Origin of the sequence: Actinacidiphila sp. DG2A-62 (genome assembly GCF_035825295.1) — a bacterium.
Lineage (GTDB): Bacteria > Actinomycetota > Actinomycetes > Streptomycetales > Streptomycetaceae > Actinacidiphila.
Window position 1 is genome coordinate 5,876,971 of the sequence record NZ_JAYMGI010000002.1, and the last position, 18,797, is coordinate 5,895,767.

Consider the following 18,797-nt stretch of genomic DNA (forward strand, 5'->3'; position numbering starts at 1 on the left):
CGCTCCGCGCACGGTGGGCGCTCACTTCAGGGGCGCGGGGAACTGCGCGACCAGCCGTCCACCGGGCGGGTGATCCGGGGCAGGCCGGTCGGCCCCTTCGGGGCGGTGGCCACCCGCGGGCGCGCGGTGGTGAGTCGCGATGGCCAGCGCCCAGCGCTTAGCGCCCAGCGCTTGGTCGAGTGTCCGGCCGGACGGATAGCCTCGGGGGGGTGGGAACGCGCATCGAGCAGGCCGAGGAGCTGAAGGAGCTGCTCGGCGTTCCGTTCACCCCGGAACAGCTCGCGTGCATCACCGCCCCCCTCACGCCCGGCGTGATCGTCGCCGGCGCCGGCTCCGGGAAGACCACCGTGATGTCCGCCCGCGTGGTGTGGCTGACCGGCACCGGCCAGGTCACGCCCGACCAGGTCCTCGGCCTGACGTTCACCAACAAGGCCGCCGGCGAGCTGGCCGAACGCGTCCGCGCCGCCCTCGCGAGAGCCGGCGTGACCCCGGGGGACGTGGCGGAGCCGGGCGCGGGCCCGGGCGCCGACCCCGACGCCGCCGCCGCGGAACCGACCATCTCCACGTACCACGCCTTCGCCGGCCGCCTGCTGAAGGACCACGGCATCCGCATCGGCCTGGAGCCGACCGCCCGGCTGCTCGCCGACGCCACCCGCTACCAGCTCGCCGCCAAGGTGCTGCGAGCCGCGCCGGGCCCGTACCCCGCGCTGACCAAGGGCATGCCCGCCCTCGTCGCCGACCTGCTCGCCCTCAGCGGCGAGCTGTCCGAGCACCTGGTGACCCCCGAGCGCCTGCGCGCGTACCACTCCGTGCTCACCGCCCACCTCGCCGGCCTCGATCCCGACCGCCGCGGCAACGCCTGGGTGCGCGACGTCGCCAGGGCCGCCGAGGCGCGGTACGACCTGGCCGGCCTGGCCGCCGCGTACCGCGACGAGAAACGCCGCCGCGAGCTCTTCGACTTCGGCGACCAGATCGCGCTGAGCGCCCAGCTCGCCCAGACCCGGCCCGAGGTCGGCGCGATCCTGCGCGAGCAGTACCGCGTGGTGCTGCTCGACGAGTACCAGGACACCTCCGTGGCCCAGCGGCTGCTGCTCGCCGGCCTGTTCGGCGCCGGCACCGGCCACGCGGTGACCGCCGTCGGCGACCCCTGCCAGGCGATCTACGGCTGGCGCGGCGCCTCCGTGGCCAATCTGGACGACTTCCCGCGCCACTTCCCGTACGCCGACGGCCGCCCCGCCGACCGCTACGCGCTGAGCGAGAACCGCCGCTCCGGCGGCCGGCTCCTGGACCTCGCCAACACCCTCTCCGCGGAACTGCGCGCACGCCACGAAGGCGTCCAGGCGCTGCGGCCCGCGCCCGGCGCCGAGCGCGACGGACTGGTGCGCTGCGCGCTGCTGCCCACCCAGCAGGAGGAGACCGCCTGGCTGGCCGACTCCATCGCTCACCTGGTGCGCACCGGCACCGCGCCGGGGGAGATCGCCGTGCTGTGCCGCACCGCGGGCCGCTTCCCGGAGATCCACGCCGCGCTGGTGGCCAGGGACGTGCCGGTGGAGGTGGTCGGGCTGTCCGGGCTGCTGCACCTGCCCGAGGTCGCCGACCTGGTCGCCACCTGCGAGGTGCTGCACGACCCGACCGCGAACGCCGCGCTGGTCCGGCTGCTGACCGGCCCGCGATGGCGGATCGGCGCGCGCGACCTGGCGCTGCTGGGCCGCCTGGCCCGGCAGCTGGTCCGCGGCGGCCGGCCCGCGCCCGGCGCCGATCCGCTGGCCGCGGCGGTGGAGGGCGTCGACCCGGCCGAGACGGTCTCGCTCACCGACGCGCTGGAGACGTTCCTCGACGGGACGATCGGCGAGGTCGCGGGCGCCGCGAGTGCTGGTGCCGCGAGCGCGGGTGCCGCGAGCCCCGGGGCGCCGAGTGCCGGGGCGCCGAGTGCCGGGGCATCGACTGCCGGCGCCGCCGCGGAGGGCGAGCGCGCGGTGGGCGCCGACCTGCCGTTCTCCCCCGAGGCGCGGGTCCGCTTCGCCCGGCTGGCCGCCGAGATAAGGGAACTGCGCCGCGCACTCGCCGACCCGCTGATGGACGTCCTGCACCGAGTGCTCGCCGTCACCGGCCTGGAGGTCGAGCTGTCCGCCTCCCCGCACGCGCTGGCCGCCCGGCGGCGCGAGACGCTGCACGCGTTCCTCGACGTCGCCGCCGGGTTCGCCGGCCTGGACGGCGAGGCGACACTGCTGGCCTTCCTCGGCTTCCTGCGCACCGCGGTCGAGTACGAGAAGGGCCTCGACAGCTCGCTGCCCGGCGGCGAGAACACCGTGAAGGTGCTGACCGCGCACAAGTCCAAGGGCCTGGAGTGGGACGTGGTGGCCGTGCCCGGCCTGGTCGAGCGGGGCTTCCCGAGCACCCGCGGCCGCGAGCTGTGGCCGCTGAACGCCAAGGTGCTGCCGCACGGCCTGCGCGGCGACGCGGCCACCCTGCCCGACGTCGCCGAGTGGACCCGCGGCGGCCTGGAGGGCTTCCGCGGCGCGATGAAGGAGCACCAGCGCGTCGAGGAGCTGCGGCTCGGCTACGTCACCTTCACCCGGCCGCGCTCGCTGCTGCTCGGCTCCGGGCACTGGTGGGGGCCGTCCCAGAAGACGCGGTTCGGGCCCTCGGACTACCTCCAGGCGCTGCGCGCGCACTGCGAGGCGGGCAACGGCGAGGTGGAGGTGTGGGCCGAAGAGCCCGCCGAGGACGCCGAGAACCCCTCGCTCGCGGGCGCGGTCGAGCCGCCGTGGCCGATGCCGCTCGACCCGGTCGCGCTGGAGCGCCGTCGGCAGGCGGCGAAGACGGTGCTGGCGCTGGCGGACGCGGCGTCCGGGGCGGGGAGGGGGCGGGGGCCGGGCCGGGCAGCGCGGGCGGCGCGGCCGGCGCGGGCGGCGCGGCCGGCGCGACCGGCGCGACCGAGGGGCCTGCGCCCGGGGATGTGCGTGCGCCTGCGCCGGGGGAGGGGCCTGAGCCTGCGCCGGGAGACGGGTCTGCGCTGGACGAGGAGCTCGCGCTGGTGCCGGAGGACGCGCGGCTCGCCGCGTCCTGGGACCGCGACCTGACCGCCCTGACCGGCGAGCTGCGGCGGGCCAGAGCCGCCGTGCACGACGTCCCGCTGCCGGCCTCGCTCACCGCGACCCAGCTGCTGCGGCTGGCCGCCGACCCCGACGGCCTGGCCCGGGAACTGGCCCGGCCGACGCCCCGCCCGCCGGCCCGGCCGCGCGCCGCGGCACCCGCTTCCACGCCTGGCTGGAGTCCCGCTTCGACGTACGGCCGCTGTTCGGCCCCGAGGACCTGCCGGGGGTCGGCGCAGGCGCCGGCTACGGGGACGACGGCGAGGCGCCCCCCGACATCGCCGACGAGCGCGACCTCGCCGCGCTCAAGGAGGCGTTCCTGCGCACCCCGTACGCGGACCGGACGCCGTACGCCGTCGAGCAGACCTTCCAGCTCGTGCTGGCCGGGCGGCTGATCCGCGGCCGTATCGACGCGGTGTACCGCGAGCCGGCGGGCGGCGGAGCCGGGGGAGGGGAGCCCGGGGGCGACCCGGGTCCGGGGACGACGGGGCGTACACGTACGAGGTGCTGGACTGGAAGACCGGGCACCCCGCGGTCAGCCCGGCCGACCCCCTGCAGCTCGCGGTCTACCGGGTCGCCTGGGCCGAGCGGGCGGGCGTGCCGCTGGAGCGGGTCAGCGCGGCGTTCCTCTACGTGCGCACCGGCGATCTCGTGCGCCCCCCGGACCTGCCCGACCGCGCCGCGCTCGAACGCCTGCTGGCCTGAGCGCGCCCCGGGCGGTGAGCGGGCGCGCGCCGTGACCGTGTGCGGGCCCGGGGCGGGCGCGCGCCGGGGGCGTGCGCCCGCCCGCGGCCGGGGGCCCGCCCGGCGCGGGACCGCGCACCGCTAGGCTGCTGGCAGAAGCTCTGCCTCGGACAGCGCCGTCCGCGCGCACGAAACGCACGACCCCCGTACGCACGGCCGGCGGGAGCGGGCCGACCGGCCCGCACCGCCGGTGCGCTGCCGGGCGACCGGGAATTTCCGGGACGTTCGGCGGTTGGCACTACCCGTGGACGAGCCGGCCCGCCCGCCGGCGCGCCGTACCCTGGCAACGATCGACGGGGAAGTAGGACACCACCTTGACCGGACCCGACGCGACCACCACCGGACTCGACCTGGCAGCGCGGCCCGTGGCCCTGACCCACGAGGGTGTGGACCGCGCCGCCGGCCACCGCCTGGACGAGGCGTGGCTCGCGGCGGCCTGGAGCCACCCGAGCACACGGGTGTTCGTGGTCTCCGGCGGCCAGGTGCTGGTCGAGGACACCCCCGACGGCGGCACCGAGCTGGTGATGACCCCGGCCTTCGACGCGCCCGAGACCGAGACCCACCGCTACTTCCTGGGCATCGACCCGGACGGCGTGCGCTATTTCGCGCTCCAGAAGGACTCGCTGCCCGGGCGGATGGACGACGCCGCGCGCCCGGCCGGGCTGCGCGAGGTCGGCGGGCTGCTGTCGCCGCTGGAGGCCGGGCTGATGGTGCACGCCGTGGCGCTGGAGAACTGGCAGCGCATGCACCGCTTCTGCTCCCGCTGCGGTGAGCGCACCGTCATCGCCGCCGCGGGCCACATCCGGCGCTGCCCGGCCTGCGGCGCCGAGCACTACCCGCGCACCGACCCCGCGGTGATCATGCTGGTCACCGACGACCAGGACCGGGCGCTGCTGGGCCGTCAGGTGCACTGGCCCGAGGGCCGCTTCTCCACGCTGGCCGGCTTCGTGGAGCCGGGCGAGTCCGTCGAGGCGGCGGTGCGCCGCGAGGTCGCCGAGGAGGTCGGCGTCACCGTCGGCGACGTCGCCTATGTGGCCAGCCAGCCGTGGCCCTTCCCGTCCAGCCTGATGCTGGGCTTCACCGCCCGGGCCACCGACCCGCGGATCACCGTGGACGGGGAGGAGATCCACGAGGCCCGCTGGTTCTCCCGCGACGACCTGCGCGCGGCCTTCGCCTCCGGCGAGGTCCTGCCGCCCTTCGGCATCTCCATCGCCGCCCGCCTCATCGAGCTCTGGTACGGCGCCCCCCGCCCCGCCCCGGCGTCCCCCGCTGATCCAGCGGATCGCGCACCCGGCCGGCGCGCCGCGAGGAGCGCCGGCCGGGTGCGGGCGGGGCGGGGGACCGGTCCGAACCGGGTCAGGCGGCGAGCTTCTGCTTGACCTGGGCGACGGAGGGGTTGGTGAGGGTGGAGCCGTCGGTGAACAGGACGGTGGGGACCGTCTGGTTGCCGCCGTTGGCGCTCTCGACGAACTTCGCGGACTCGGGGTCCTGCTCGATGTTGACCTCGTCGTACGCGATGCCCTCGCGGTCGAGCTGGGACTTCAGCCGACGGCAGTAGCTGCACCAGGACGTGCTGTAGATGGTCATCTTGGCCGACATCGCTGTTCGCTCCTCGTCCGGGGAATGTGGCGTCGAAGTTCGCTGTCCAGAACGTACCGGGCCGCCGGGACATTCCGTGCGGGCGGAGTGAGCGGCCTGTGGAAAACTCCGCGCCGGCGGGGTGGCCTGTGGACAACCCGTCCGGCCCGTCGGCGGGAAGTGGCACAGTGGCGGGGTGACTGCGACACTCCACGACTCGCTCTTCCCCGCGGTGCCCGAATCCGCGGACGCCGTGCTGGACGGACTGGACCCCGAGCAGCGCGCCGTCGCCACGGCGCTGCGCGGCCCGGTGTGCGTGCTGGCGGGCGCCGGCACCGGCAAGACCCGCGCGATCACCCACCGGATCGCGTACGGCGTGCGCGCCGGGATCCTGCAGCCCGCGAGCGTGCTCGCGGTGACGTTCACCGCGCGTGCGGCGGGGGAGATGCGCGGCCGGCTCCGCCAGCTCGGCGCCGGCGGCGTGCAGGCGCGGACCTTCCACTCCGCGGCGCTGCGCCAGCTCCAGTACTTCTGGCCGCGCGCGATCGGCGGCGAGATGCCGCGCCTGCTGGAGCGCAAGATCCAGCTGGTCGCCGAGGCCGGCGCGCGCTGCAGGATCCGCCTGGATCGCAACGAGCTGCGGGACCTCACCGGTGAGATCGAGTGGTGCAAGGTCACCCAGACCGTCCCCGAGGAGTACGCCGCGGCAGCCGCCAAGACCGGCCGCGACGTGCCCCGCGACCCGGCCGAGGTGGCCCGCGTCTACAGCACGTACGAACAGCTCAAGCGCGACCGCGGCATGATCGACTTCGAGGACGTGCTGCTGCTGACCGTCGGCGTGCTCCAGGACCGGCCAGACGTGGCGGACACCGTCCGCTCGCAGTACCAGCACTTCGTCGTCGACGAGTACCAGGACGTCAGCCCGCTCCAGCAGCGGTTGCTCGACCTGTGGCTGGGCGACCGGGAGGACCTGTGCGTGGTCGGCGACGCCTCGCAGACCATCTACTCCTTCACCGGCGCCACCCCCGACTTCCTGCTCGGCTTCCGCGCCCGCCACCCGCAGGCCACCGTCGTCAAGCTGGTGCGCGACTACCGCTCCACCCCCCAGGTGGTCGGCCTGGCCAACGGCCTGCTGGCCCAGGCCCGCGGCCAGGCCGCCGCCCACCGGCTGGAGCTCGTCTCGCAGCGCGAGCCCGGCCCCGATCCCTCCTACGCGGAGTACGCCGACGAGCCCGCCGAGGCCGAGGGCGTCGCCCGCCGGATCAAGGAGCTGACGCAGGCCGGGGTGCGGCCCAGCGAGATCGCCGTGCTCTACCGCATCAACGCCCAGTCGGAGGTCTACGAGCAGGCGCTCGCCGACGCGGGCGTGCCCTACCAGCTGCGCGGCGCCGAGCGGTTCTTCGAGCGGCCCGAGGTGCGCGAGGCGGGTCTGCTGCTGCGCGGCGCGGCGCGGGCCGCAGCCGATCCGGACCAGGCCGCGGCGAGCATCCCCGACCAGGTCCGCGCGGTGCTCAGCTCGCGCGGCTGGGCCTCGGAGCCGCCGGCCGGCTCGGGCGCGGTGCGCGACCGGTGGGAGTCGCTGGCCGCGCTGGTGCGGCTGTCGGAGGACTTCGCGGCGGCCCGGCAGGGCGCCACGCTGGCCGATTTCGTCGCCGAGCTGGACGAGCGGGCGAACGCCCAGCACGCTCCGACCGTCGAGGGCGTCACGCTGGCCTCGCTGCACGCCGCCAAGGGCCTGGAGTGGGACGCGGTGTTCCTGGTCGGGCTGACCGAGGGGACCCTGCCGATCACCTACGCCAAGACCGACGAGCAGATCGAGGAGGAGCGCCGGCTGCTGTACGTGGGGGTGACCCGGGCCCGCTTCCACCTGAGCCTGTCCTGGGCGCTGTCGCGTTCGCCCGGCGGCCGGGGCGGGCGGCGGCCGTCCCGCTTCCTGGACGGGCTGCGGCCCGGCTCGGCGCCGCGCGGCGCCCGGGGGCCGGCGGCGCGGGCGGCGTGGAGCGCGGACCGGGCGGTCGGCGGCGCCGCGGCCCGGTGCAGTGCCGGGTGTGCGGGCGCACCCTGTCCGACGCGGGCGAGATCAAGCTGATGCGCTGCGAGGACTGCCCCTCGGACCTGGACGAGGCGCTGTACGAGCGGCTGCGCGGCTGGCGGATGACGCAGGCCAAGGCGGTCGGCCACCCGGCGTACGTGGTGTTCACCGACCGCACGCTGATGGCGATCGCGGAGGTGCGTCCGTCCGACGAGGGGGAGTTGGCGCGCATTCCCGGAGTGGGCGCGCGGAAGCTGGAGAAGTACGGCGCGGACGTGCTGGCGCTGTGCGCCGGTAAGGAACCCGGGATTCCGGATTCCTCGGACGCCGCGGAGGACCCCGGTCCGGACGCGGCCGCCGCCGAAGACGCCACCGCCGAGGCCCCCGCCTTCGACCTCGACGATGCCTCTGACCTGCGCGAACAATCTCCTGAAGAAGAAGATGAAAAATAGTTTGCGCGAGTCGCCGACAGCCCCATAGCCTTCACGAGCGCGGTTGGGAACGGCCCTTCCAAGAGCCCGCCCCGCCGTGATGTAATAAGCGAGTACGTTCCACTGTCCTTACGAGACGCCGAGAGGAGGCGAGCCCCGATGATCAGCCAGATGACCACCATCACGATGACCGATCGCCCGGTCGCCGCCGCCTGCTCGCTCGACGTCTCGATGGTGGACGTCCTCATGCGGAACCTCGACATGCGGGACGCCGCTGTGCGTGGCACCGGTCTGTCCGTCTCCGCCGCTCTGCTGCCGGTCCTGCCGGCGCGTGAGCGCAGCGAGCGACCGACCGGGGCGCCCGCGGTAGCGGCGGCGAAGGCGCAGGCGTCGGCCTATGCCTTTGCGGCGGCGGCCAACGGCGCCGGCGCCACCAGCGCGCACGCCGACGGTACCGCCGAAGGCAGTGGCATCGCCAATGGCAACGGACAGCAGAAGAAGACGCAGCAGCACGGCAAGTGGGCCTTCCGCGGGCTCGAACCCTGGAGTGATCCAGCCTGACGAACGATCAGGTCGGTGCCTTCAGGGCCGCGGAATCCCAGACCGGGAACCGCGGCCCTTCTGTTTTCCCCGGACCTGAACACCAGACCTGAACCACCGAGATCCGGCCGGACCACCAGACCGGCCGAACGACAGACGAGGAACGAACCCACCGTGCACACCGCCTCGCACGCAACGTCCGGACCCAAGCCCGAACTCGGCCACCCGCCCGCAACGCCCCCTTCGGAGACCACCTTGCTGCCCCTCACCGAGCTCGACGACGAGATCGAGCGACTCGGCGTGCCCGTCCCGTGCCGGACCTACGACCCCGAGGTCTTCTTCGCGGAGTCCCCGGCCGACGTCGAGTACGCCAAGTCCCTCTGCCAGACCTGTCCGGTGCGCGAGGCCTGCCTGGCCGGCGCCAAGGACCGCCGCGAGCCCTGGGGTGTCTGGGGCGGCGAGCTGTTCATCCAGGGCGTGGTCGTTCCCCGCAAGCGGCCGCGCGGCCGCCCGCGCAAGAACGCCGTCGCGGCATGAACACCCGGCAGAGCACCTACCGCACCGCGCCCGGAACCATCGACGGTCCCCGGACGCACGACCCCAAGAATCAGGCCCCGATGACGCCCTCCCTCACCGAACTGCCCGCCCGCGCCTCCGACGCCATCGCGTCGCACCAGAACAGGAACCTCGAAATGCAACTCATGCCAGAAGCCCTGGCCCGTGCCCAAATGCAGGATCGCCTGCGCGAGGCCGAGCACGAACGCAGGTCGGCCCGCCTGATCGCGGCGCGCCGACTCCAGCGCCGTGCCGAGCGAGCCTCGCTGCGCGCCCGCCGCGCGCTCGCCATGGCCGTGATGCAGTAATCCCGCCGGCCGGGTCCGGGACCCGGAAGGCCGCGCCGGCCGGTGCCGGTGCACCCGCACCACCAGCAGGAACCATCCGCCTCAACCCCCGCGGGACCGGTCGACACCGACCGGTCCCGCGGTGCGTTCCGGCGGCGATCCCGGCCACCACGGAGGTATCGTCGCCCGGTGGATCACAAGACCTCTCAGACCACGGGTCGAAGCACGACGTGCGGCCGCTGCGGCGCCACGCACGAGGGTCTGCCGCTGACCTGGATCTGCTCGGTGGAGAACGGCCGGCGCGTCTATTTCTGCGAGGAGTGCGCCCGGCGGCATCTGCGCAGCATCGAAGGGCGGCTGGACTCCGCCTGGTGGTGACCGCCCCGGCTCACGCCGACTCCTCCTCGCCCTCCGCCGCGAACCCGGGCAGCCATTCCAGCAGCTCGTCGCGCAGCCGCACGGTCGCGCCCAGCTGGCACAGCACCCCGACGGTGCTCAGCGTCACCCGGTGGATCAGCAGGTACGACGGCGGCAGGTTGAGCTGCTTGCCCAGCTGGTGGGCGGGCGAGCGGGGGTCGGCGATCCTGGCCGCCTGCGCCCGCATCCAGGCGCGCTCGAAGAGGAAGTCCTCCCGGCCGGCCGGCTCGATGATCGGCCGCAGGTAGTCCAGCACCGCGTCGGCGTCCAGGGTGATCGTCGGCTTGACGAACCCCTCGGTGCGCAGCATCGCGTACACCTGCTCGGCCTCGCCGGCCAGCGCCAGTCGCAGCGCGGTGCCGATCGGCAGCGGCAGGCCCTCCGGCAGCCGGTCCACCGTGCCGAAGTCCAGCACGCCCAGCCGCCAGCCGGCGGCCGGGCCGTCGTCGGTGAGCAGCCGGAAGTTGCCCGGGTGCGGGTCGGCGTGCAGCAGCCCGGTGCGGGCCGGCCCGGCGAACAGGAAATGCGCCAGCAGCTGCCCCGCCCGGTCCCGCATCTCCTGGCTGCCCGAGGCGATCACCTCCGACAGCGGCACCCCGTCCATCCACTCGGTGATCAGCACCTGGTCGGCCTGGTGGACGACGTCCGGCACCTCCACGTCCGGGTCCCCGGCGAACTCCACCGCGTGCGTGTGCTGGGCCTCGGCCTCCAGGCCGTAGTCCAGCTCCTCGGCGACCCGCGCGCGCAGCTCCGCCAGCAGCGGCTTGACGTCCATCCCCGGGATGAGCGGCCCGAACAGTCTGGCCACCCGGCCCAGTTGGCCCAGGTCCGACAGCAGCGCGTCACCCGCCCCCGGATACTGGACCTTCACCGCGACCTTCCGCCCGTCGCTCCACACTGCGCGGTGCACCTGCCCGATCGAGGCCGCCGCGGCCGGCGCGTCCTCGAACTGCGCGAACAGCGACCGCCAGTCCCGGCCCAGCCGCTGCGCCAGCACCCGGTGCACCGTGCGGGCGGGCATCGGCGGAGCCGCCTCCTGGAGCTTGGTCAGCGCCGCGCGGTACGGGCCGGCGACGTCCTCCGGCAACGCCGACTCGAACACCGACAGGGCCTGCCCGAACTTCATCGCGCCGCCCTTCAGCTCCCCGAGCACCTTGAAGAGCTGCTCCGCGGTGCGCTCCTGCAACTCGGTGGCGACCTCGTCGGCGGGGCGACCGCCGAGCCGCTTGCCGAGCCCCAGGGTGGCCCGTCCGGCGAAACCCAGCGGGAGCGCCGCGAGCTTCGCGGTACGGGTCACCGCCTTGCGCGGAAGATCAGACATGCGCTCCTCATTTCCGGTCGGTCACATGGCCATTGTGCCTCCCTGCGACGAGGCGGCCGTGGGTGCTGCGGCCAAGACCCGGTCAGTTCCGCGCGGCGGCGACGCTTTGTCCCGCTCGTCCTGATCAGCGATTTCGCGCCCGCCACGGCCACGCGGCGGGCGGCCGCCGAGAGCCGCGGCCCCGCAGCCGCAGCCCGGGTGGCCCGGCACCGCCAGCACCCGCGGCGCCGGGCCGGCCGACGGCAGCTCCAGCCGCGCCCCGGTGCTCGGCGGCAGCCGCCCGTCCAGATGCGCCAGCACATGGCCGGCCGCGGTCCCCGCGACCGCGGTGGCCAGCGCGACGTCGCAGGCCGGGACGGCCTGCCGCCGACCGGACCGCAACTGCGCCAGCAGCCGTGGCCACGCCGGGTCCCGGTCGGCCAGCAGCAGCCCCAGGCACTCCCCGCACCCGGTGCGCCCGGGCAGCACCAGCGGGCCGACCAGGCCGGTGTCCTCCAGCACCCCCGCGTACAGATGCGGCACCCCCGCACCGACCAGCTCGCGCGCCTGCTCCTCGTCCGGCGCGAACGCGTACAGCCCGTCCCGCGGCGCCACCACCGCCAGCACGTCCACGCCCGGCGCCTCGCCGCCGGGAGCCGCGCCCGCGTCCGCGTCCACGCCCGGGCGCGTCACGGACCCGCCGCGGCCCGGGCCCGCGCCGGCGCGGGCGGCGCGGGCGCGGGTGCGCTCGACCGCCGAACCCGGCGGATGCGTCCCCGGCGGCCGTGCGCCGGGCGGACGGACGGGGGCCGCGCCCGCCGCGCGGCGGACCGCGCCGCGGCCCGCGGCGTCCCGCCGCTCGCCCGCGTGGTCGGCCGGGATGCCGCACGGCCCGGTGTCCCACGGCTCGACCCGTCCGCCGTCCACCAGGTCGACCGCGCCGACGCCCGCCGCCGACAGCACCGCGGCCAGCGCCGCGCCGACCCGCCCGGCTCCGAGCACCCGCACCCGCGACGCCCCGCGATGCCGTATCCGGGCAGGGCCCGCGCCCGGCGCCGGGTGGACCAGGGACAGGGCCGCCAGGTCGGGGCGGAGCCGGTCGAGCAGCGCCGACCGGTGGCGCACCGAGGCGGACAGCGCCGCGTGCGCCGAGGCGTCGTCCAGCACCCCGCCCTCCGCCAGCTCGCCGAGCAGCCGCCGCACCCGCTCGGGCCCGAGCCCCAGCGCCGCGGCGTCCGCGACCAGGGCGTCCATCCCCCGTGTGCCGTCCAGCAGGTCGAGGAAGCCGGCCGCCGCGCCGTCCACCGGCCCCAGCACCACCGCGTGCCTTCGGTCGACGCCGAACTGCACGCTCTCCGCGTCTCGCCAGCCGCGCCGCAGCGCGGGCTTCAGCATCGGGCGCATCGCCCTCACCCCTTTGTCTCTCCGTCATTGCCGTCGCTCGTCACCCGTCGACGCCGCGGGCCCGAGCGTCCGGGGCCCGCCCGGCGCGGGGCCCGACCAGCCGGTCCCGCGCCGCGGTCGGCCGATCACGCTCCGTCATCGACGCACTCAGCATGCCCTCCCGCGGGCCTGCCGCCGCGAAGTTATCCACAGGTTGTGGGGAATAGTCGTTCAATATGCGCACGATCTGAGGTGATTCGCGGGCCAACCGGCCCGGAGACGGGACTTCCCCCGCGGCCAGCAGGTAACGTCGAGGCGTGTCCGCCGACCCAGTGCGCGATCTCGCCGGTCAGCCGCCCGCCCGCGGCGGCGCGGTCGAGGTGCGCAGAAGCGCCCGCAGGCGCCGTACGGTCTCCGCCTACCGTGAGGGCGACCGGACCGTGGTGCTCATTCCGGCCCGGATGTCCACGGCCGAGGAGCAGCGCTGGGTGACCACGATGCTCGACAAGCTCGCCGCGCAGGAGAGCCGCCGGATGCCCGGCGACGACGAGCTCGCGGCGCGCGCGGAACGCCTGTCCGCGCAGTATCTCAACGGCCGGGCCCGGCCCGACACCGTGCGGTGGGTCACCAACCAGAACTCGCGCTGGGGCTCGTGCACCCCCGCGGAGGGCAGCATCCGCCTGTCCCACCGGTTGCAGGGCATGCCCGAGTACGTCATCGACTACGTACTGCTGCACGAACTCGCCCACCTGCTCGTCCCCGGCCACGGCCCGCGGTTCTGGAAACTGCTGGAGAGCTATCCGCGCACCGAGCGCGCCCGCGGCTTCCTCGAAGGCGTGGTCGCCGTCGGACGGCTGCCCAACGGCGCGGGTTCCGGCGAGGAATAGCCGCTGTCGGTTCGAACGGTTAGCCTGGCGCAACGTACGGAGCAACAGGGCGAGGGGGACGGTCGCACCATGGCCAGGGAATTCCAACGTGGCCACAAGGCCAAGATCAGCGATCTGACGGCCGGCACGGATCTCTACGTCGGAGTCCAGATCTCCGCGCCCGGGCTGACCTTCGACATCAGCTGCTTCGGCCTGGACGCGCGGGAACAGCTCTCCGACGACCGCTACTTCGTCTTCTTCAACCAGCCGAAGTCGCCCGAGGAGTCCATCCAGCTCCTCGGCCCGCAGGCCGGCGACACCGAGTCGTTCCGCGTCACCCTCGACCGCATCCCGGCGGCCGTGCAGAAGCTGGCCTTCACCGCGACCATCGACGGCGACGGCCAGATGTCGCAGGTCGCGCCCGGCTACATCAGGATCGTCGCCGGCGGCGAGGAGGTCGCGCGGTACGCCTTCACCGGCGCGGAGTTCAGCACCGAGCGCGCGGTGATGCTCGCCGACATCTACCTCAAGGACGTGTGGCGGTTCGCCGCGGTCGGCCAGGGCTTCGACGGCGGACTGGCCGCCCTGCTGCGGAACTTCGGCGGCGAGGTCGCCGAGGAGGAGCCCGCGCCCGAGGCGCCCGCGCCGCAGCAGTCCGCGCAGGCGGCGCCCGGTTTCGCACCCCCGCCGGGCCCGCCGCCCGCTCAGGCCCAGGCTCCCGCGCCGGCCCCGGCCCCCGGTTTCGCGCCCCCGCCCGGCGGCCCGGCCCCCGTGCCCGCGCAGCCCGCCGCGCCGCAGCCGCCCGCGCCGCAGCCCGTGGCCCACCAGCCCGGCTTCACGCCGCCGCCCGGCGCCGGCGACCCCGGCATCCACCAGGCGCCCACGATGATCGCGCCGCTCGCGCCGGCGCAGACCCCGCCGCCCGCTCCCGCGCCGGGCCCGCCCGGCGCCCCCGCCTTCCCCGGCCAGCCGGGCCCCGCGCCCGCCGGCTACCAGCAGCCGCCCTTCGGCAGCCCGCAGCCCGGCGCTGCCCCGCCCGGATACGCGCAGCCGCCCGGCCCGCCCACCCCGCCCGGATACGCGCAGCCCCCGGGTTTCGGCGCGCAGCCCGGCTACGCGCAGCCCGCCGCGCCGCCCACCGCCGGCGCCGGCATGGCGGCGGCCATGCAGAAGTACCGGGAGCTGCCCACCGGCCAGCGCTGGACGCAGCAGAACCCCAAGATGATGCGCGCCGACCTCGGCCAGGGCGGCGGCCAGCCGGTGCTCGCCCGCCAGGGCAGCATGGTGCTCTACCAGGGCAAGGTCGACTTCGGCTACAAGGGCGCCGGCTTCACCGGCCGGATCGTCGGCAACATGACCGGCCAGGAGATGCAGCTCATGCGCTGCACCGGCGGCGGCCAGGTGTTCTTCGCCGAGAACGCCTCCTACCTGCACCCGGTCGAGCTGCAGGGCGACGCCCTGTGCGTCTCCGCGGAGAACGTCCTGGCCTTCGACGAGGGACTGCAGTACGAGGTGCGCAGGATCGAGGGCCACGGCATCCCCGGCGGCGCCCTGTTCACCATGCAGTTCCAGGGCACCGGCACTGTGATCGTCAAGACCCACGGCACCCCGGTGGTGCTGCCCGTCACCCCCACCACCTACGCCGACAGCAACGCGATCGTCGCGTGGTCGGCCGCCGCCCAGGTGATCGTCTCCAGCCAGGTGCGGCTGCGCAGGAGCGCCTACCCCGGCCACAGCGGCGAGACCGTGAACCTCCAGTTCCGCGGCGCGCCCGGCAACTTCATCGTCGTCCAGCCCTACGAGGTGTGACCCGCCATGGACCAGCAGATGATCGCGGGCTACGCACCCACCCCGGTCGCCGCCCGGATGGAGAACCACGGTTCCTCGATGCTCAAGGTGGCCATGCAGACCGGCCACGACCTGTTCGCGCGCACCGGCTCGATGGTCGCGTACGAGGGCTTCGTGCAGTACGAGCCGAACCCGCCGGCGGTCCGGCAGATGGCCTCCGCGTGGCTGACCGGTGAGAGCGCGCCGCTGATGAAGTGCAGCGGAGACGGCCTGCTCTACCTCGCCGACTACGGGGCCGACGTGGTCTGCCTGAACCTGAACAACGAGTCCGTGTCGGTCAACGGCACCAACCTGCTCGCCTTCGACGCCCACCTGAGCTGGGGGGTGGAGCGGGTCAAGGGACTGGCGAAGTTCGCCGGCCAGGGCCTGTTCAACGTGGGGGTGTCGGGCGTCGGCTGGGTGGCCGTCACCTCCCGCGGCACGCCGATCGTGGTGGACTGCGGCAGCGGCGCGGACGAGACGTACGTCGATCCGGACGCGCTGGTGGCCTGGTCGTCCGGGCTGAAGATGAAGGCCAAGCGCAGTTTCAAGGCGTCGTCGCTGATCGGGCGCGGCAGCGGGGAGGCGTTCCAGATCGCCTTCTCCGGACAGGGCTTCGTGGTCGTACAGCCCAGCGAGGACAGCACCGACCGGCTCCGGATCCGGGGCTGAGGGGGGACCGACACACCATGCAGAGCCCGCTCTTCGCCTTCACCGAGGTGCAGAACCAGGACCACTACAGCCTGCAGAACTCCTATCTGCTGCGGGTCCGCCTGGACGGCAACACCGGACCCGACTGCCTGGCCCGCAAGGGGTCGATGGTCGCCTACCAGGGCATGATCGAGTTCGACGGCGAGTACCAGTCCCACCACCAGCGCCGTGCCCGCCGGCAGACCGGCGAGGGCCTGGAGCTGATGCGCTGCTCCGGCCAGGGCACCGTCTACCTGGCCAACCTCGCGCAGCAGATCCACATCCTGGACGTGGACCACGAGGGCCTGACCGTCGACAGCGCCTACGTCCTCGCGCTCGACTCGGGCCTGCACTGGGAGGTCATCGCGGTCGACAGCCAGTTCGGCCTGTCCGGGACCGGCCAGTACAACCTGAACATCTCCGGCAGCGGCAAGGTCGCCCTGATGACCTCGGGCAAGCCGCTGATGATGCCGGTGACCCCCGACAAGTACGTGTCGTGCGACGCGGACGCGGTCGTCGCCTGGTCCACCGGGCTGCGGGTGCAGATGCAGGCGCAGACCTCCAGCTCCTCGGTCTTCCGCCGCCGCGGCAACACCGGCGAGGGCTGGGAGCTGAACTTCGTCGGCCAGGGGCACGTGCTGGTGCAGCCCAGCGAACTGATGCCGCCGCAGAACGCGGCGATCCAGGGGCTGCGCGGCCAGTACGGCCTGGGCCCGCAGGGCCACGGCCAGAACCAGGGCAACATCTGGTCCAACCGCTGAGGCGCGTCGGCACCCGCCGCCCCCGCACCCGCCGCCCCCGTAGCCCTAGCCCCCGCACCCGCCGCGCGTGCTGTCCGGCGGGTGCTCGTACGGCCCGCGGGCCCGCCGTCACCGGCCGGCCGCCACGTGCCTACGCGTCGAGCAGCACGCGGGTGCGGGCGAGCAGGGACACCACCGAGGCGTCCGCGACCCCGGCGACCTCGTCGTAGCCGAACCAGCGCAGGTCCAGGGACTCGTCGCTGATCGCCGCGACCGCGCCCTCGGGCGCCGCCGCGGCGTACTGCACGTCCAGGTGCCAGGCGCAGGGCGTGAGGTGGCGGTCCAGGCGCACCGGCTCAGGGGTGATCAGCCGCAGGCCGTCGATGCCGGACTCCTCCGCGCCCTCGCGCAGCGCCGCGTTCGCGAGGGAGGCGTCGCCGGGCTCGCAGTGGCCGCCCATCTGCAGCCACATCTTCAGCTTGGCGTGCAGGGTCAGCAGGACCCGCCGCCGCGGCGGGTCCACGACCAGGACGCTGCCGGTCAGGTGCCCGACCCGGCAGGGCTTGTAGAGGCCGTCGGGATGCTCGGCCAGGTGCGCCAGATACGCGGTGCGCAGCTTCTCCTGCGCGGCGTCGGGCGCACGCCAGCCCTCAAGGACGCCGACGGCGTCCGCGTGCAGCGCGGTGCTCACTTGCCGGGGTCGCCCTCGCTCGTGCCGTCGGGGTCGCCCTCGGCGCCCGAGCCAGGGCCGGAGCCCGAGCCGGAGCCGGAGCCTGAGTCCGAGCCCTGACCCGCCTCGCCGGCGTCCTTCGCCGGGCCCTCGCCCGCCTCGCCCGCAGAACCCTTCGAGTCGTCCGCCGCGCTCTTCGCCGCGTCGCCCGCGCCGGCCGCCGCCTCCCCGAGGATGCGGTCCAGCTCGGAGAAGTCCACGCTCTCGCGGTGCACGAAGCCGTCCGGGTCGTCCAGGTCCGCGGCGGTCGGCAGCATGTCGGGGTGGCCCCACAGGCCGTCCCGCCCCTCCACGCCGCGCGCGTCGGTGAGGGAGGCCCACAGCCGCGCCGCGTCCCGCAGTCGCCGGGGCCGCAGCTCCAGCCCGATCAGCGTGGCGAAGGTCTGCTCGGCCGGGCCGCCGGTCGCCCGGCGGCGGCGCAGCGTCTCGCGCAGCGCACCGGCGGACGGCAGGTGGGGGCTCGCCGCGGCGTGCACCACCGCGTCCACCCACCCCTCGACCAGGGCCAGCGCCGTCTCCAGCCGGGCCAGCGCCGCCTTCTGCTCCGGCGTGTCCTCGGGCTGGAACATGCCCTGCTGCAGCGCCTCCTGGAGCTGCTCGGGCTGCGTCGGGTCCAGCTGGCCGACCGCGTCCTCCAGCCGGGCGGTGTCCACCTTGATGCCGCGCGCATAGCCCTCGACCGCGCCGAACAGGTGGGCGCGCAGCCACGGCACATGCGCGAACAGCCGCTGGTGCGCGGCCTCGCGCAGGGCCAGATACAGCCGCACCTCCTCCTGCGGCACGCCCAGGCCGTCGCCGAACGCCGCCACGTTCGCGGGCAGCAGGGCCGCCTTGCCGGCCGGGCCGAGCGGCAGCCCGACGTCGGTGGAGCCGACCACCTCGCCGGCCAGGGTGCCCAGCGCCTGTCCGATCTGCGAGCCGAACATCGCGCCGCCCATGGAGCGCATCATGCCGAGCAGCGGGCCGGTCATGGCCTGCATCTCCTCGGGCAGCACATCGCCCATCGCGCCGGCCACCCGCTCGGCGACCGGGTCCACCAGGTCCTTCCACACCGGGAGCGTCGCCTCGACCCACTCCGCGCGGCTCCAGGCCACCGCGGAGTTCGCGCCCGAGGGCAGCGAGGTGACACCGTCCAGCCACAGGTCCGCCAGCCGCACGGCCTCCTCGACCCAGGAGCGGTCGGCGCGGCCCACGGTCGCGTCCTTCACGCCGTCCGGGGTGCCCTGGGCGACGGTCTGCCGGGCGATGTCCTTGGCCATGTCCCAGTTCACCGGCCCGCCGTCGTAGGACAGCATCTGGCCGAGCTGCTGGAAGGCCGCGCCCAGGTCGCCGGGGCCCAGCGAGCCGAACATCGCGGCGAAGGGGTTGTCGCCGCCCGCGCCGAACGGGCCGCCGGCGCCGAAGCCGAAGGGTCCGGGCGGACCGCCCTGGCCCCCCTGACCGCCCTGGTCACCGCCCCTGCCGCCGCCCTTGCCACTGCCCCCTGACGGGGTGCCGTCGTCCCCGTCCCCGGGTTCCTCGGGAGGGACGCCGAATCCGAATGGGATGTCACTCACGGGAATTCCTCGGCTCTGTGTCGGTG

Annotated in this window: 17 protein-coding genes and 1 pseudogene; 13 read left to right on the forward strand and 5 right to left on the reverse strand. The window is 74.9% G+C overall.

Annotated features, from left to right (window positions below):
* Nucleotides 1–209: 209 nt before the first annotated feature.
* From VSR01_RS26430 to nudC, 4 genes are all read left to right on the forward strand, one after another.
* Nucleotides 210–3,083 carry an ATP-dependent helicase gene (locus VSR01_RS26430; protein ID WP_442785545.1) on the forward strand — a complete coding sequence of 958 codons (2,874 nt, stop codon included), beginning with the start codon at nucleotides 210–212 and terminating at the stop codon, nucleotides 3,081–3,083.
* Nucleotides 3,038–3,490, forward strand: coding sequence for a hypothetical protein (locus VSR01_RS37940; protein WP_442785546.1), 453 nt, complete (start codon nucleotides 3,038–3,040; stop codon nucleotides 3,488–3,490). The genes VSR01_RS26430 and VSR01_RS37940 overlap by 46 nt, the downstream gene beginning before the upstream one ends.
* 109 nt (nucleotides 3,491–3,599) lie before the next feature.
* Nucleotides 3,600–3,800, forward strand: coding sequence for a hypothetical protein (locus VSR01_RS37945; RefSeq protein ID WP_442785547.1), 201 nt, complete (start codon nucleotides 3,600–3,602; stop codon nucleotides 3,798–3,800).
* A 353-nt stretch (nucleotides 3,801–4,153) separates the two neighbouring features.
* Nucleotides 4,154–5,218, forward strand: coding sequence for an NAD(+) diphosphatase (gene nudC / locus VSR01_RS26435; RefSeq protein ID WP_442785548.1), 1,065 nt, complete (start codon nucleotides 4,154–4,156; stop codon nucleotides 5,216–5,218).
* Here nudC and VSR01_RS26440 read toward each other — a convergent pair.
* The gene (locus VSR01_RS26440) at nucleotides 5,196–5,438 is read right to left on the reverse strand and encodes a mycoredoxin (RefSeq protein ID WP_326451608.1); all 243 of its coding nucleotides are present in this window, start codon (nucleotides 5,436–5,438) and stop codon (nucleotides 5,196–5,198) included. The genes nudC and VSR01_RS26440 overlap by 23 nt on opposite strands.
* Nucleotides 5,439–5,613: 175 nt before the next feature.
* Here VSR01_RS26440 and VSR01_RS26445 point away from each other — a divergent pair.
* The 5 genes and pseudogenes from VSR01_RS26445 to VSR01_RS26465 all read left to right on the forward strand — a co-directional run.
* Nucleotides 5,614–7,775 (forward strand): annotated as a pseudogene (locus VSR01_RS26445) (ATP-dependent DNA helicase UvrD2); the annotation flags it as partial.
* Nucleotides 7,776–8,039: 264 nt separating this feature from the next.
* The gene (locus VSR01_RS26450; RefSeq protein ID WP_326451609.1) at nucleotides 8,040–8,441 is read left to right on the forward strand and encodes a hypothetical protein; all 402 of its coding nucleotides are present in this window, start codon (nucleotides 8,040–8,042) and stop codon (nucleotides 8,439–8,441) included.
* A 153-nt stretch (nucleotides 8,442–8,594) separates the two neighbouring features.
* Nucleotides 8,595–8,957, forward strand: coding sequence for a WhiB family transcriptional regulator (locus VSR01_RS26455; RefSeq protein WP_326451610.1), 363 nt, complete (start codon nucleotides 8,595–8,597; stop codon nucleotides 8,955–8,957).
* The gene (locus VSR01_RS26460; protein ID WP_326451611.1) at nucleotides 8,954–9,283 is read left to right on the forward strand and encodes a hypothetical protein; all 330 of its coding nucleotides are present in this window, start codon (nucleotides 8,954–8,956) and stop codon (nucleotides 9,281–9,283) included. Before VSR01_RS26455 ends, VSR01_RS26460 begins: the two co-directional genes overlap by 4 nt.
* A gap of 168 nt (nucleotides 9,284–9,451) precedes the next feature.
* Nucleotides 9,452–9,640: a hypothetical protein gene (locus tag VSR01_RS26465; protein WP_326451612.1), complete on the forward strand. Its 189-nt coding sequence runs from the start codon at nucleotides 9,452–9,454 to the stop codon at nucleotides 9,638–9,640.
* A 10-nt stretch (nucleotides 9,641–9,650) separates the two neighbouring features.
* On the opposite strand, the gene VSR01_RS26470 is transcribed toward VSR01_RS26465, so the two are convergent.
* Both VSR01_RS26470 and VSR01_RS26475 read right to left on the reverse strand, forming a co-directional pair.
* Nucleotides 9,651–11,000, reverse strand: a complete 1,350-nt coding sequence (locus tag VSR01_RS26470) for an ABC1 kinase family protein (RefSeq protein WP_326451613.1) — start codon at nucleotides 10,998–11,000, stop codon at nucleotides 9,651–9,653.
* Between the two features lie 21 nt (nucleotides 11,001–11,021).
* Nucleotides 11,022–12,383, reverse strand: a complete 1,362-nt coding sequence (locus VSR01_RS26475; protein WP_326451614.1) for a ThiF family adenylyltransferase — start codon at nucleotides 12,381–12,383, stop codon at nucleotides 11,022–11,024.
* A gap of 296 nt (nucleotides 12,384–12,679) precedes the next feature.
* On the opposite strand from VSR01_RS26475, the gene VSR01_RS26480 reads away from it, so the two are divergent.
* The 4 genes from VSR01_RS26480 (at nucleotide 12,680) to VSR01_RS26495 (ending at nucleotide 16,506) form a co-directional block, all read left to right on the forward strand.
* The gene (locus VSR01_RS26480; protein ID WP_326451615.1) at nucleotides 12,680–13,249 is read left to right on the forward strand and encodes a M48 metallopeptidase family protein; all 570 of its coding nucleotides are present in this window, start codon (nucleotides 12,680–12,682) and stop codon (nucleotides 13,247–13,249) included.
* A 69-nt stretch (nucleotides 13,250–13,318) separates the two neighbouring features.
* Nucleotides 13,319–15,037 (forward strand): TerD family protein, encoded by a 1,719-nt coding sequence (locus VSR01_RS26485; protein WP_326451616.1) that lies wholly within the window; start codon nucleotides 13,319–13,321, stop codon nucleotides 15,035–15,037.
* Nucleotides 15,038–15,043: 6 nt separating this feature from the next.
* On the forward strand, nucleotides 15,044–15,727 hold the full coding sequence (locus VSR01_RS26490) for an AIM24 family protein (protein WP_326451617.1): 684 nt from the start codon (nucleotides 15,044–15,046) through the stop codon (nucleotides 15,725–15,727).
* 17 nt (nucleotides 15,728–15,744) lie between these two features.
* A complete protein-coding gene (locus tag VSR01_RS26495) occupies nucleotides 15,745–16,506 on the forward strand; it encodes an AIM24 family protein (RefSeq protein ID WP_326451618.1) in 762 nt (253 codons plus the stop codon).
* A gap of 130 nt (nucleotides 16,507–16,636) precedes the next feature.
* Here the strand turns inward: VSR01_RS26495 and VSR01_RS26500 are convergent, their stop codons facing one another.
* A complete protein-coding gene (locus VSR01_RS26500; protein WP_326451619.1) occupies nucleotides 16,637–17,176 on the reverse strand; it encodes an NUDIX hydrolase in 540 nt (179 codons plus the stop codon).
* Entirely contained in the window at nucleotides 17,173–18,771 is a 1,599-nt protein-coding gene (locus VSR01_RS26505) for a zinc-dependent metalloprotease (RefSeq protein WP_326451620.1), read from the reverse strand. The genes VSR01_RS26500 and VSR01_RS26505 overlap by 4 nt, the downstream gene beginning before the upstream one ends.
* Nucleotides 18,772–18,797 lie beyond the last annotated feature (26 nt).